Below are 13,348 nucleotides of genomic sequence, written 5' to 3' on the forward strand. Positions count from 1 at the left end.
GCGAGGAGCGGATCGTGGCGCGGAATCACGCCCAGAGCGGGCCCGCCTGATGTTCGCCGTGACGCGACTGCGCGTGGGCTCGGGCGACGAGCCCGTGCTGGCCGAGCAGGTGCGCGTGCTGCTCGACGCCCTGGCCGCGCGGCCGGGATTCGTCGACGGCGAGGTCGGCACGGCGCCCGACGAGCCCGGTCTGTGGGCCCTGGTCACCCGCTGGGACGGCGTCGGCTCCTACCGCCGGGCGCTCTCGGCGTACGAGGTGAAGCTCGCCGGGGGACCGGTGTGGGTGCACGCTGTCGACGAACCCGGGGTGTATCTCACCGCGGCCGACCTGGGAACCCAGGCGTAAGCCGGGCCCGGGCGGGCACCCCAGGCGGGACGCAGCCGCTTCCCTGGGAGGACACCCGCATGACCGGGCAGCCGCACGATCCGCCCCTTCCCGACGACCGCACCCGGGACATCACCCTCCCGCCGCTGCCCGACCGGCCGGCCCCGGCGCTGCCCAAGGAGTGGCAGGCGCTGTCGGCGGTGGACCAGCCGACGACGGCGGTTCCAGGCCCGGCTCCCGTTCCTCCGGCCACCGCCGGCCTGGCAGCGCCCGTCGCCGAGCCGGCCCCGACCACCGCCGCGCCCGTCGCCGAGCCGGCCCCGACCACCGCCGCGCCCGTCGCCGAGCCCTCCGCCGTCGATGCGGCGCGGCCGCAGGTGACGCAGGAGGAGGCGGTCGCCCGCATCGAGGCACGGATGCTGGCCTCGCAGCGCACCGACGAACTGGTCCAGCCCCCGGCCGCCCAGCGCCGGGAGCGCACCCTGTCGTTCAGCTCGCCCGAGATGCGCAACCGGCCGGTCGAGCAGGTGCAGGTGGGACGGACCTCGCGGCGGTGGCCCTGGGTGGTGCTCACCCTGCTGCCGATCCTCGTGATCGTGGGCGCGGCGATCGCCTGGATGCTCCTGCTCGGCGACGTCTGAGCCGGGCACCGGACCGAGGGCGGCCCTGCCGGGCGACTAACGTCAGGGAGTCACCCGCCGACCGCCAGCCGGATGGAGCTACTCCTTCGTGAGCACCGCCAAGCACGACGCCGCCCGCCTCGACAAGGTCGTCAACCTCTGCAAGCGCCGGGGGTTCGTCTTCCCGGCCGGTGAGATCTACGGCGGCACCCGGTCCGCCTGGGACTACGGGCCACTGGGCGTCGAGCTCAAGGAGAACATCAAGAAGCAGTGGTGGCGCACCGTCGTCCAGAGCCGGGACGACATCGTCGGGCTGGACTCCTCGGTGATCCTGCCGCGCCAGACCTGGATCGCCTCGGGCCACGTCGGCGTCTTCACCGACCCGCTGACCGAGTGCCAGAGCTGTCACAAGCGCTTCCGGGCCGACCACCTGGAGGAGGGCTACGAGGAGAAGAAGGGTCGGGCGCCGGAGAACGGCCTGGCCGACATCTCGTGCCCGAACTGCGGCACCAAGGGCGCCTGGACCGAGCCGCGCGACTTCAACATGATGCTCAAGACCTACCTCGGCCCGATCGAGGACGAGTCGGGCCTGCACTACCTGCGGCCCGAGACCGCCCAGGGCATCTTCGTCAACTTCGCCAACGTCATGGGGGCTGCGCGCAAGAAGCCGCCCTTCGGCATCGGCCAGATCGGCAAGTCCTTCCGCAACGAGATCACGCCGGGCAACTTCATCTTCCGCACCCGTGAGTTCGAGCAGATGGAGATGGAGTTCTTCGTCGAGCCGGGCAGCGACGAGGAGTGGCACCAGTACTGGATCGACGAGCGCACCCGCTGGTACACCGACCTCGGCATCGACCCGGAGAACCTGCGGCACTACGAGCACGCGAAGGAGAAGCTGTCGCACTACTCCAAGCGCACCGTCGACATCGAGTACCGCTTCGGCTTCCAGGGCTCGGAGTGGGGCGAGTTGGAGGGCATCGCCAACCGCACCGACTTCGACCTGTCCACGCACTCGGAGCACTCGGGCACGGACCTGTCCTACTTCGACCAGGCGACCAACACCCGCTGGACGCCGTACGTGATCGAGCCCGCAGCCGGTCTCACCCGCTCGCTGATGGCCTTCCTCATCGAGGCCTACACCGAGGACGAGGCGCCCAACGCCAAGGGCGGCGTCGACGTCCGCACCGTGCTGAAGCTCGACCCGCGGCTGGCACCGGTCAAGGCCGCCGTCCTGCCGCTGTCGCGCAACGCCGACCTCTCGCCCAAGGCCCGCGACCTGGCCGCCACCCTGCGGCGGAACTGGAACGTGGACTTCGACGACGCCGGCGCCATCGGCCGCCGCTACCGCCGCCAGGACGAGGTCGGGACGCCGTTCTGCCTCACCGTCGACTTCGACACCCTCTCCGACGACGCGGTGACCATCCGCGAGCGCGACTCGATGAGCCAGGAGCGCGTCGGCCTGAGCCAGGTCGAGTCCTACCTCGGCGCGCGCCTGGTGGGGTGCTGACCGACCGGCACCCACCGACGCCCGGCTCGCCACCACGGGTGCCCTGCCCGACGGCGAGCCGGCACCCCGGGGCCTGCGGGCCGCCATCGCACGCGGCGTCGCGCTGGTGACCGGCGACCGCCGGCGGCTGGGGCTGATGCTGGACAAGCCGATCTGGGACAACGCCGGGCAGGTCCGCTCGGTCGCCCTCGCCCGCGACGGCCTGCTGGTCCGGAAGCGGTCGCTGCGCGCGCGGGCCGGCGAGCACGCCTCGCGGGTCAACCTGGGCAGCTCTCGCTGGAGAAGAGCGCGGGGCTGCTGTCCGGCGGCAACCAGCAGAAGGTCGTGCTGATGAAGTGGCTGCAGACCCACCCCTCGGTGCTGCTGCTCGACGACCCCACCCGCGGGGTCGACATCGGCGCGGCACCACGGCCGGGTGTGCGCCGAGCTGTCGGGGGAGACGCTGCGCCAGCACGAGATCCTCGCCGCGATGAACACGGGCACCGTCCCGACCGCCTGATCCCTTCGACCGCCGAACGACCCACCCCGTACCGATCCAGTTCCAGGAGCGACCGTGTTCGAGACCAGCCTGCTCATCGGCAGTCAGCCGTCGTCCGCCGCCGGTGGGCGGACCTTCACCCGCGCCAACCCGGTCTCCGGCGATGTGGTGACGGTGTCGCCTGCCGCCGGCGTCGAGGACGCGGTCCGCGCCGTCGATGCCGCCGCCGCGGCGTTCGAGTCGTGGGCCGCCGCCACCCCCAGCACGCGGCGCATGCTGCTGCTGAAGGCCGCCGACCTGCTCGAGGCCGCCGGCGACCGCTTCGTCGAGCGGATGGCCGCCGAGTGCGGCGCCACCGCCGGCTGGGGCCACTTCAACGTGCACCTGGCCGCGGGCATCCTCCGCGAGGCAGCCGGCCTCACCACCTCCGTCGGCGGGCAGGTCATCCCCTCCGACGTCCCGGGCAGCCTGAGCATGGGCATCCGCCAGCCCGCCGGCGTCGTCATCGGCATGGCGCCGTGGAACGCGCCGGTCATCCTCTCGACCCGCGCCGTGGCCTTCCCGCTGGCAGCGGGCAACACCGTCGTCCTCAAGTGCTCCGAGCTGTCCCCGGCGACGCACATGCTGCTCGGCGAGATCCTGCTGGAGGCCGGCTTCCCCGCGGGCGTCGTCAACGTCATCACCGTCGCCCCCGAGGACGCCGCCGACGTCACCGAGGCGATGGTGGCCCACTCGGCGGTGCGCCGGCTCAACTTCACCGGCTCGACCCGGGTCGGCCGCATCATCGGCGAGGTCTGCGCACGGCATCTCGTGCCCGCGGTCCTCGAGCTCGGCGGGAAGAACCCGCTGCTCGTGCTGGACGACGCCGACATCGACGCCGCCGTCCAGGGCGCGACCTTCGGCGGCTTCGTGAACCAGGGCCACGTCTGCATGTCGACCGACAAGATCATCGTCGACGAGTCGATCGCCGACGAGTTCGTGGCCAAGCTCGTGGCCCGGGTGGAGTCGCTGCCCATCGGTGACCCGCGAGAGGGCGACGTCGTCCTCGGCTCGGTCATCGGGCAGAGCACCGTGGACCACATCGGCCGGCTGGTCGACGACGCCGTCGCCAAGGGCGCGAAGGTGCTGACCTCGGGCGAGCCGAAGGGCACGATCATGCCCGGCGTCGTGCTGGACCACGTGACGTCGGAGATGGAGATCTTCTCCGAGGAGATCTTCGGCCCCGCCGTCACCATCACCCGGGTGAGCAGCCAGGAGGAGGCCATCGCCGCGGCCAACGACAGCGCGTACGGCTTGTCCGCCGCCGTCTTCACCCGGGACGCCGCTCGTGGGTTCCAGGTGGCCCGGCGGATCGAGTCCGGCATCTGCCACATCAACGCGCCCACCGTGCACGACGAGGCGCAGATGCCCTTCGGCGGTGTGAAGGACAGCGGGTACGGGCGGTTCGGCGGCCAGGCCGGCATCGACGCCTTCACCGAGCTGCGGTGGATCAGCATGCAGGTGGAGCCCCGCGTCTACCCCTTCTGAGCAAACCCCGAGTGAGCACTTGCCGTCGTCCGACCCGCCGGCATCCGGCGTGTCGCACGACGACGAGTGCTCACTCGGCCGGGCGGCGAGGGTGACCGGCGTCGCCACCTACTCTGGGTGCCGTGACCGCCACCCTGGAGCCGACGACGACGGCGCTGCCGCCGCTGCGCCTCGGCGGCCTGAGGGTCGACCCCGCGGTGGTGCTCGCGCCGATGGCCGGCATCACCAACCCGGCGTTCCGCACGCTGTGCCGCGAGTTCGGGGCGGGCCTCTACGTCTGCGAGATGATCACCACGCGGGCGCTGGTGCAGCGCAGCACCAAGACGCTGCAGATGGTGCGCGCGACACCCGACGAGAAGGACGCCTTCTCCGTCCAGCTCTACGGCGTGGACCCGGCGACCGTCGGCCGCGCCGTGGAGATGCTCGTGGACGAGGGCGTCGCGGGCACCCGTCCCGCGCACATCGACCTCAACTTCGGCTGCCCGGTGCCCAAGGTGACCCGCAAGGGCGGCGGCTCCGCGCTGCCGTGGCACCGCGTCCTCCTGCGGAACATCGTCCGCGAGGCCGTGCGCGCAGCGAAGGACGTGCCGGTGACCATCAAGACCCGCATCGGCATCGACGCCGACCACGTCACCTACCTCGACGCCGGCCGGATCGCCCAGGACGAGGGCGCCGCCGCGATCACCCTGCACGGCCGTACCGCCGACCAGCTCTACAGCGGCACCGCCGACTGGTCGCCGATCGCCCGGCTGGTCGAGGCCGTCGACATCCCGGTGCTGGGCAACGGTGACATCTGGGAGGCCGACGACGCGCTGCGCATGGTCGCCGAGACCGGGTGCGCCGGCGTCGTCATCGGGCGGGGCTGCCTGGGCCGGCCGTGGTTGTTCGGCGATCTGGCCGCGGCCTTCGCGGGGGAGCCCCGGCGCGCGCTGCCGACCTTCCGCGAGGTCGCCGCGATCATGTACCGGCACGCCGAGCTGCTGAGCGAGGAGCAGGGCGAGCTGCACGGGTGCAGCGACTTCCGCAAGCACGTCGCCTGGTACCTCAAGGGCTTCAGCGTGGGCGGCGACGTCCGCCGGTCGCTGGCGATGGTGAGCGGCCTGGACGAGCTGGCCGGGCTGCTGGCAGGCATCCCTGACCAGCCGTATCCGACCGCGGTCCTCGGTGCCCCGCGCGGCCGGACCAGCCCGCCGCGCCCGGTGTCGCTGCCCGAGGGCTGGCTGGCCGACCGCGACGACCCGCGGCCCCCCGTGGGCGCCGAACTGGAGACCAGCGGCGGATGACGACCAACGGCCCCTTCCTCTACGACGACGGCCCCGCGCCGCTGCACACCGGCACCCCCCGCAGCGCGAGGGGCTGGATCGTCGCCGGCATCCTGGGCATCACGCTGCTGGCCGGGGCGATGGTGGGCTTCCTGTACCTGCTGAAGGGGTCCCCGCAGGAGCAGGCGACCCAGGCCGCCGAGGTCTTCGTGGCCTCGATCTCCGACGGCGACACCGAGACCGCTCACCAGATGCTGTGCACGGAGGAGCGCGACCGGCTGCAGCCCGACGAGGTGGCGGGCGAGTATCTCGGCACCGGCGCCGGCGAGGTCGGCCCGGTGCGCGACGACGCCGTCGAGGGCGCCGCGGTGCAGGTCGTCGCCGTCCGCTGGGCCGACGGGACGACGACGGATCTGCGCGTCCTGAACGAGGACGGGCCCCGGATCTGCGGCATCGCCGGCTGACTCTTCGGGGGTGGATGGCCCGGCTCACACGGACCACGGCTCGCGTCGAGCGCGCGGATCCGACACCATCGACGGACGCCGGTGGGGTGGACGTTTAGGACGTCTGCTCCGCGCGGCATCTCCTCCGCGAGGAACGCGCCCGCGGGGGCCGACGAGCGTGGAGGTACGGGGATGTCGAGCGATGCGTCGGCCAAGTGGGTCTATGACTTCAGCGAGGGCAACAAGGACCAGAAGGACCTGCTCGGCGGCAAGGGGGCCAACCTCGCCGAGATGACGAACCTGGGTCTGCCCGTGCCCCCGGGCTTCACCATCACCACCGACGCCTGCCGCTTCTACCTGGAGCACGGCGGCACCCCGCCGGAGCTCGACGCGCAGGTCAGCGAGCACCTCACGGCGCTGGAGAAGGCCATGGGCAAGTCCCTGGGCGATCCCTCGGACCCGCTGCTGGTGTCGGTGCGGTCCGGTGCCGCGGCCTCCATGCCGGGGATGATGGAGACCGTCCTCAACGTCGGCCTCAACGACGAGTCGGTGCGCGGCCTGGCCGCCCAGTCCGGCAGCGAGCGCTTCGCGTGGGACTCCTACCGCCGGCTTCTCCAGATGTTCGGCAAGACGGTGCTCGGGATCGACGGCGAGCTGTTCGACGACGCCCTCGACGAGGTCAAGCGCGAGCAGGGCACCGATCTGGACCTCGACCTGGACGCCGCCCACCTCGAGGACGTCGTCGGCCGGTTCAAGGCGATCGTCAAGGAGCACACCGGCAAGGACTTCCCGCAGGACCCCCGCGAGCAGATGGACCTGGCGATCAACGCCGTCTTCGACTCCTGGAACTCCGACCGGGCGATCATCTACCGCCGCCGCGAGCGCATCCCCAGCGACGCCGGCACCGCCGTCAACGTCTGCTCCATGGTGTTCGGCAACCTCGGCATGGACTCCGGTACCGGTGTCGCCTTCACCCGCGACCCGGGCAGCGGCGAGCAGGGCGTGTACGGCGACTACCTGCAGAACGCCCAGGGCGAGGACGTCGTCGCCGGCATCCGCAACACCGTGCCGCTGGTCGACCTCGAGCAGATCGACAAGCCCGCCTACGACGAGCTCATGGGCATCATGTCGCGGCTGGAGTCGCACTACCGCGACCTGTGCGACATCGAGTTCACCGTCGAGCGCAACAAGCTCTGGATGCTGCAGACCCGCGTCGGCAAGCGGACCGCGGGCGCGGCCTTCCGCATCGCCACCCAGCTGGTCGACGAGGGCCTCATCGACATGGACGAGGCCGTGCGGCGGGTCAGCGGCGACCAGCTCGCACAGCTGATGTTCCCGCGGTTCGTCTCCGGCGGGAACGCCACCCAGCTGACCCAGGGCATGAACGCCTCGCCGGGTGCCGCTGTCGGCCGCGCGGTCTTCTCCTCCGAGGAGGCCGTGACGTGGGCCGACCGCGGGGAGAAGGTGGTCCTGGTCCGACGGGAGACCAACCCCGACGACCTGTCCGGGATGATCGCCGCCGAGGGCGTGCTGACCAGCCGGGGCGGCAAGACCTCGCACGCGGCCGTCGTCGCCCGCGGCATGGGCAAGACCTGCGTCTGCGGCGCGGAGGAGCTGCGGGTCGACACCAAGGCGAAGAAGTTCACCGCGCCCGACGGCACCGTCGTGACCGAGGGCGACGTCATCTCCATCGACGGCTCCACCGGCAAGGTGTGGCTCGGCGAGGTGCCGGTCGAGCCGTCCGCGGTGGTCCGCTACTTCGAGGGCGAGATCGATCCGGGGTCCGACGACGCCGACGACCTCGTGAAGAGCGTGCACCGGATCCTCACCCACGCCGACCAGGTGCGGCGCCTCGACGTGCGGACCAACGCCGACACCCCCGAGGACTCCGCCCGCGCCCGGCGCTTCGGCGCCCAGGGGATCGGGCTGTGCCGGACCGAGCACATGTTCCTCGGCAGCGACCGCCGCAAGCTGGTGGAGAAGCTGATCCTGGCCGATGGGGACGAGGAGCGGCAGGCGGCGCTGGACGCGCTCGAGCCGCTGCAGAAGCAGGACTTCCTGGAGATCTTCGAGGAGATGGACGGGCTGCCGGTGACCGTGCGGCTGCTCGACCCGCCGCTGCACGAGTTCCTGCCCGACCTGACGGAGCTGTCGGTGCGCGTCGCGCTCGCCGAGGAGCGCGGCGAGCCCGACGAGGGCAACCTGCGGCTGCTGGCAGCCGTCCGCGGCATGCACGAGTCCAACCCGATGCTGGGTCTGCGCGGCGTGCGCCTGGGCCTCGTCGTCCCGGGCCTGTTCGACATGCAGGTGCGCGCGATCGCCGAGGCCGCGTGCGAGCGGAAGAAGGCCGGCGGTGACCCGCGGCCGGAGATCATGATCCCCCTGGTCGGGGCGGTGCAGGAGCTGGAGGCCATCCGCGAGGAGTCCGAGCGGGTGCTGGCCGAGGTGTGCCAGGCATGCGGTATCGACGTCGCACCGCTCATCGGCACGATGATCGAGGTGCCGCGGGCGGCGCTGACCGCCGGCGAGATCGCCGAGCACGCCGACTTCTTCTCCTTCGGCACCAACGACCTGACCCAGATGACCTGGGGTTTCTCACGCGACGACGTCGAGGCCGCGTTCTTCCACCAGTACCTGGACAAGGGGATCTTCGGCATCTCGCCGTTCGAGGCCCTGGACCGCGACGGCGTGGGCCGGCTCGTGCGGATCGGCGTCGAGGCCGGACGGGCCGCCCGCCCCGACCTCAAGCTCGGTGTCTGCGGCGAGCACGGTGGCGACCCCGAGTCCGTGCACTTCTTCCACGAGGTCGGTCTGGACTACGTCTCCTGCTCGCCGTTCCGGGTGCCGGTGGCCCGGCTCGAGGCGGGTCGCGCCGCGCTCGGCTGACCTGCACCTGCTCGCCGTCCCTTCCGGGAGCACGTCGTCAGTCCCGCGTGGTACCCATGACGGGTGTTCGTGTGGAGACTGACGACGCGGGTCGTGGGAGCGGCCGTGCTGGCCGCCGTCCTCCTCGTGCTCTCCACGGCGCTGGGCATCTGGTGGATCGCCCGGCAGGATTCCCGCCCGCAGTCCGACGCGATCGTGGTCCTGGGGTCGGCGCAGTACAACGGCGTCCCTTCGTCGATCTTCGAGGCCCGGCTCGAGCACGCCCGTGAGCTCTACGAGGCCGGCGTCGCGCCGGTCATCGTGACCGTCGGCGGCAGGGCGGAGGGTGACCAGTTCGCCGAGGCCGAGGCCGGCCGCGACTACCTGGCGGAGTCCGGCGTGCCGGCCGAGGCGCTGCTGGCGGTCCCCGAGGGTGTGGACACCCTGGAGAGCATGCGGGTGGTCGGTGCCGCCTTCGCCGAGCGCGGCTGGTCGCACGCGGTCGTGGTCACCGACCCGTGGCACGCGATGCGCGCCGTGCGCATGGCCGAGGACTCCGGCATGGAAGCCGAGAGCTCGCCGACCCGGCAGGGCCCGGCCGTGCAGACCCGCGATACCCAGTTCCGCTACATCCTGCGGGAGACTGCTGCCTACCTGCTCTACCGCGTGACCGGCGAGAGCGTCGCCGGCGCACCCGGCATCGGCTGAGGAAGGACACAGTGCTCGAACTGGGCAAGGCCGACTCCGCCGGGACCGGCGCGGGCGTGGTCCCGGTTCTGCGCGACGGGACGGTGATCGCCGCGCTGCACGGCCGGGCGAGCAAGCAGCCGGGCACCGCCACCATCGGGGCGCAGACCTGCGTGCTGGAGCAGTCGAAGGGCGAGCTGACCGCCCGCCTGGCCGGTGAGTCCGACGGCACCGCGCGGCTGCGGGCCTGCCGGACGTCGGTGTGGAGGTCGGCCTGGACGGTGGAGCTGGAGGGCACCCCGGTCGAGGTCGAGAAGGTCTCGCTGTGGACGGGCACCCACCGGTACCTGACCGGCGGCCGGGTCATCGCCGAGACCGGCAGCACCGGCGGCTGGACCCCGCGGCCCACGCTGACCGCCGAGCCGGACCTGCCCGTGCACCACCAGGTGTTCCTCCTCTGGCTGGAGACCGTGCTGCGGCCCACGGGCGACGGCGGTGTCGCGATCGGCGACGGCGGCAGCTGCGACGGCGGCGGGAGAGGCGGGGACTGATGGCCGGACGAGGTCGCATCCGGGCTGCGGACATCGCGCTGGTCCGCGAGCGGAGCAAGATCGACGAGATCGTCGGCGAGCACCTGCAGCTCAAGCGCGCGGGTGGCGGCAGCCTCAAGGGGCTGTGCCCGTTCCACGACGAGAAGTCGCCGTCGTTCCAGGTGACTCCCAGTCGCGGGCTCTGGCACTGCTTCGGTTGCGGGATGGGCGGCGACGTCATCTCCTTCGTCCAGCAGATCGACCACCTGTCCTTCTCCGAGGCCGTCGAGCTGCTGGCGAACCGGGCGAACGTTGAGCTGAAGTACGAGGACGACGGCGGGCGACCGACCGCCGGGCCCGACCGCGCCTCGGTCGGCCAGCGCGCCCGGCTGGTCGCGGCCAACACCGCGGCCGCCGCGTTCTACGCCGAGCAGCTCGCCACCCCCGAGGCGGCGCCCGCCCGCCAGTTCCTCGCCGACCGCGCCTTCGACCGACAGGCCGCGCTCGACTTCGGCTGCGGCTACGCACCCGGTGGCTGGGACGCGCTCACCCGGCACCTGCGCGCGAAGGGCTTCACCCAGGCGGAGCTGGTCACCGGCGGGCTGGCGAAGGAGTCCTCCCGGGGCACGCTGATCGACCGGTTCCACCGCCGGCTGCTGTGGCCCATCCGCGACATCACCGGCGACGTCATCGGCTTCGGCGCCCGCAAGCTCATGGACGACGACCCGGGCCCGAAGTACCTCAACACCCCGGAGACGCCGCTCTACAAGAAGAGCTCGGTGCTCTACGGCATCGACCGGGCCAAGCGGGACATCGCCAAGCGGCACCAGGCCGTCGTCGTCGAGGGCTACACCGACGTGATGGCCTGCCACCTGGCCGGCGTCACCACGGCCGTGGCGTCCTGCGGCACCGCCTTCGGCGCCGAGCACATCGGCGTGCTGCGCCGGCTGCTCATGGACCAGGACGAGTTCCGCGGCGAGGTGGTCTACACCTTCGACGGCGACGCGGCGGGCCAGGCGGCGGCCATGAAGACCTTCGCGGAGGACCAGCGCTTCGTCGGGCAGACCTTCGTCGCGGTGGAGTCCGAGGGGCGCGACCCGTGCGAGCTGCGCCAGGAGCACGGTGACGCCGCCGTGCGTGACCTCGTCGCCCGGCGCACCCCGCTGATCGCGTTCGTGCTGAAGACGACGCTGGCCGGCTACGACCTCGACACCGTCGAGGGCCGCGTGGCGGCGCTGGAGAAGACGGTGCCGCTGGTGGCCCAGATCAAGGACCACGCGCTGCGCCCGGCGTACGCCCGCGAGCTGGCCGGGATGATCGGCAACATCGACGAGTCCCAGGTGCTGGAGCGGATGCGCCGGCTCAGCAACGACGGGGGAGGAACGCCTGCTCGTGGACGCCCGCGCGCTCCCCAGCGGACGCCGGACGACGCCGCCCTCGCCGTCGAGCGCGAGGCGGTGAAGGCCGCGCTGCAGGTGCCGGAGTACGCGGGACCGGCGTTCGACGCGGTGCCACCGGCCGCCTACACCGACCCGGACTACGCCGCCGTCGCCGCGGCGGTGGCGGGTGCCGGAGGGGCGGCCAACACGGCGGTCACCGGGCCGGCGTGGCTGGACGAGGTGGCCGCGCACTGCGAGCGCGAGAGCGCCCGCGCGATGCTCACGGCGCTGGCCGTGGAGCCGCTGCGGGCGGTGGGCGAAGGCGACGCCGGCTACGTGAACGCCGTCGTCGCCCGCCTGCAGGAGATGGCCACCGTCCGCGAGATCACCGCGCTCAAGGGCCGGCTGCAGCGGATGAACCCGATCGAGGCCGGCGACGACTACATGAAGGCGTTCAAGCAACTCATGGACCTGGAGCAGCTGGCGATCTCGCTGCGCAAGCGTGCGGTGGGTGGTCTGGGGTGAGCCTGCTCGAGTCGATCCGGCGGCGGTTCGCCGGCCCGCCGGAGCCGGTGCGGGCGGTCCTCGCCGACCCGGACGAGCGGGCGCTGGCCTGGGGGCCGATCGTCCGCGACGGCGGGTGGCTGGTGGCCACGTCCCGCGGGCTGCGCACGATCGACGCCGACGGAGCGACCGACGTACTGCCGTGGCACCGGGTCGGCTCCGCGCGGTGGACGGGCACGAACGACGGCGGCGGCAGCTTCACCGTCACGGCGCTGACCGAGGTGGAGCCGGGGGTGCAGGCCCGGGAGCCCGCCGTCCGCTACGTGCTGAGCGACGCCGGCGACCTGCCGGCCGTGGTGCGCAAGCGGGTGGATCAGACGGTGCTCACCAGCCGCCGCACGGCGCTGCCCGGCAGGGGAAGGGTGCTGCTGGTGGCCCGCCGGGTGCCCGGTCAGGCCGAGCGGGAATGGACCGTCGTCTTCGACGAGGACGCCGACCGGCACGACCCGGAAGCGCGGGAGGCAGCGCGGCAGAAGCTCAGCGAGGCGCTGGCCGCCGAGCAGCCCACCTGAGCCGGTTCAGCGCGGGGGCTCGCCGCCCATGCGGGCCTTGAGCGCGGAGACGGCGTCGTCGGCGCGAGCCTGCGCCATGCCCGCCAGGCTCTGCAGACGCGGGTCGTCCTTCGCCTGCTCCCAGCCGCGGCGGATCTGCTCGTAGCGCTCACGCCCCGCCCGTGATCCGAGCACGTAACCAGCACCGAATCCGGCGAGGAACGACAGCTTGGACATGGAGGTCCTCCTGGGTGGACGTGCGGGAAACGACGATCACGCTACCTGTGGCGCACAACGCTTCGCCGCCGGTGAGCCCTGCGCGAAGCCTTCCAGGCCCTGGGGTACTCTCGTCGGGCCAGCGGGTTCGCCCCCGCTGATCCCCCGTAGCTCAATTGGCAGAGCATGCGACTGTTAATCGCAGGGTTATTGGTTCGAGTCCAATCGGGGGAGCAGAACCGCAGCTCAGCCGCTTGCGGAAGCGATTTCTCTCTGAGCAAACCATGAGAAGCCCTGATTTCGGCCGCGGGCAGTCGGGTGTGGACGTCCCGGCCGGCGAAGAGTTGAGGCGGGGAGCGGCGCGCTGCGAGCCGTAGTCGGGTCACCTCAGACACGTAGAGCGCGAGTCGACAGGTGCCTCCGCGCGTGGGCTGTGTCGAGCTCCTGTCGCCGA

At 72.3% G+C, this 13,348-nt stretch carries 12 protein-coding genes and 1 tRNA gene; 12 read left to right on the top strand and 1 reads right to left on the bottom strand.

Annotated elements, in window-relative coordinates; translation table 11 throughout:
• Positions 1 to 49 precede the first annotated feature (49 nt).
• From C5508_RS01340 to C5508_RS01395, 11 genes are all read left to right on the top strand, one after another.
• Positions 50 to 346 carry an antibiotic biosynthesis monooxygenase family protein gene (locus C5508_RS01340; protein ID WP_104522858.1) on the top strand — a complete coding sequence of 99 codons (297 nt, stop codon included), beginning with the start codon at positions 50 to 52 and terminating at the stop codon, positions 344 to 346.
• A 59-nt stretch (positions 347 to 405) separates the two neighbouring features.
• On the top strand, positions 406 to 966 hold the full coding sequence (locus tag C5508_RS01345; protein WP_104522860.1) for a hypothetical protein: 561 nt from the start codon (positions 406 to 408) through the stop codon (positions 964 to 966).
• Positions 967 to 1,054: 88 nt separating this feature from the next.
• On the top strand, positions 1,055 to 2,452 hold the full coding sequence (locus C5508_RS01350; protein ID WP_104522862.1) for a glycine--tRNA ligase: 1,398 nt from the start codon (positions 1,055 to 1,057) through the stop codon (positions 2,450 to 2,452).
• Positions 2,453 to 3,005: 553 nt separating this feature from the next.
• A complete protein-coding gene (locus C5508_RS01360) occupies positions 3,006 to 4,457 on the top strand; it encodes an aldehyde dehydrogenase (protein ID WP_104522866.1) in 1,452 nt (483 codons plus the stop codon).
• 122 nt (positions 4,458 to 4,579) lie between these two features.
• Positions 4,580 to 5,740: a tRNA dihydrouridine synthase DusB gene (gene dusB / locus C5508_RS01365; RefSeq protein WP_104522868.1), complete on the top strand. Its 1,161-nt coding sequence runs from the start codon at positions 4,580 to 4,582 to the stop codon at positions 5,738 to 5,740.
• The gene (locus tag C5508_RS01370; protein WP_104522870.1) at positions 5,737 to 6,183 is read left to right on the top strand and encodes a hypothetical protein; all 447 of its coding nucleotides are present in this window, start codon (positions 5,737 to 5,739) and stop codon (positions 6,181 to 6,183) included. Before dusB ends, C5508_RS01370 begins: the two co-directional genes overlap by 4 nt.
• A gap of 171 nt (positions 6,184 to 6,354) precedes the next feature.
• Positions 6,355 to 9,048, top strand: a complete 2,694-nt coding sequence (gene ppdK, locus C5508_RS01375; protein ID WP_104522872.1) for a pyruvate, phosphate dikinase — start codon at positions 6,355 to 6,357, stop codon at positions 9,046 to 9,048.
• A gap of 63 nt (positions 9,049 to 9,111) precedes the next feature.
• Positions 9,112 to 9,735, top strand: a complete 624-nt coding sequence (locus C5508_RS01380) for a YdcF family protein (protein ID WP_104522874.1) — start codon at positions 9,112 to 9,114, stop codon at positions 9,733 to 9,735.
• 11 nt (positions 9,736 to 9,746) lie between these two features.
• Positions 9,747 to 10,265 carry a hypothetical protein gene (locus C5508_RS01385; RefSeq protein WP_104522876.1) on the top strand — a complete coding sequence of 173 codons (519 nt, stop codon included), beginning with the start codon at positions 9,747 to 9,749 and terminating at the stop codon, positions 10,263 to 10,265.
• Entirely contained in the window at positions 10,265 to 12,148 is a 1,884-nt protein-coding gene (gene dnaG / locus C5508_RS01390) for a DNA primase (RefSeq protein WP_104522878.1), read from the top strand. Before C5508_RS01385 ends, dnaG begins: the two co-directional genes overlap by 1 nt.
• Complete coding sequence (locus C5508_RS01395) at positions 12,145 to 12,699, top strand: hypothetical protein (protein ID WP_104522880.1); 555 nt, start codon at positions 12,145 to 12,147, stop codon at positions 12,697 to 12,699. The genes dnaG and C5508_RS01395 overlap by 4 nt, the downstream gene beginning before the upstream one ends.
• A 6-nt stretch (positions 12,700 to 12,705) precedes the next feature.
• Here the strand turns inward: C5508_RS01395 and C5508_RS01400 are convergent, their stop codons facing one another.
• Positions 12,706 to 12,915 carry a hypothetical protein gene (locus tag C5508_RS01400; RefSeq protein WP_104522882.1) on the bottom strand — a complete coding sequence of 70 codons (210 nt, stop codon included), beginning with the start codon at positions 12,913 to 12,915 and terminating at the stop codon, positions 12,706 to 12,708.
• A gap of 140 nt (positions 12,916 to 13,055) precedes the next feature.
• On the opposite strand from C5508_RS01400, the gene C5508_RS01405 reads away from it, so the two are divergent.
• A tRNA-Asn gene (locus C5508_RS01405) sits at positions 13,056 to 13,128 on the top strand.
• Positions 13,129 to 13,348: the final 220 nt, after the last annotated feature.

Origin of the sequence: Blastococcus atacamensis (genome assembly GCF_002938425.1) — a bacterium.
In the GTDB taxonomy this organism is placed as follows: domain Bacteria; phylum Actinomycetota; class Actinomycetes; order Mycobacteriales; family Geodermatophilaceae; genus Blastococcus; species Blastococcus atacamensis.

Bases quoted from the DNA above. Each gene is read 5' to 3' on its own strand.
- C5508_RS01340 (WP_104522858.1), top strand. From the start codon at position 50: ATGTTCGCCGTGACGCGACTGCGCGTGGGCTCGGGCGACGAGCCCGTG.
- C5508_RS01345 (WP_104522860.1), top strand. From the start codon at position 406: ATGACCGGGCAGCCGCACGATCCGCCCCTTCCCGACGACCGCACCCGG.
- C5508_RS01370 (WP_104522870.1), top strand. From the start codon at position 5,737: ATGACGACCAACGGCCCCTTCCTCTACGACGACGGCCCCGCGCCGCTG.
- ppdK (WP_104522872.1), top strand. From the start codon at position 6,355: ATGTCGAGCGATGCGTCGGCCAAGTGGGTCTATGACTTCAGCGAGGGC.
- dnaG (WP_104522878.1), top strand. From the start codon at position 10,265: ATGGCCGGACGAGGTCGCATCCGGGCTGCGGACATCGCGCTGGTCCGC.
- C5508_RS01400 (WP_104522882.1), bottom strand. From the start codon at position 12,915: ATGTCCAAGCTGTCGTTCCTCGCCGGATTCGGTGCTGGTTACGTGCTC.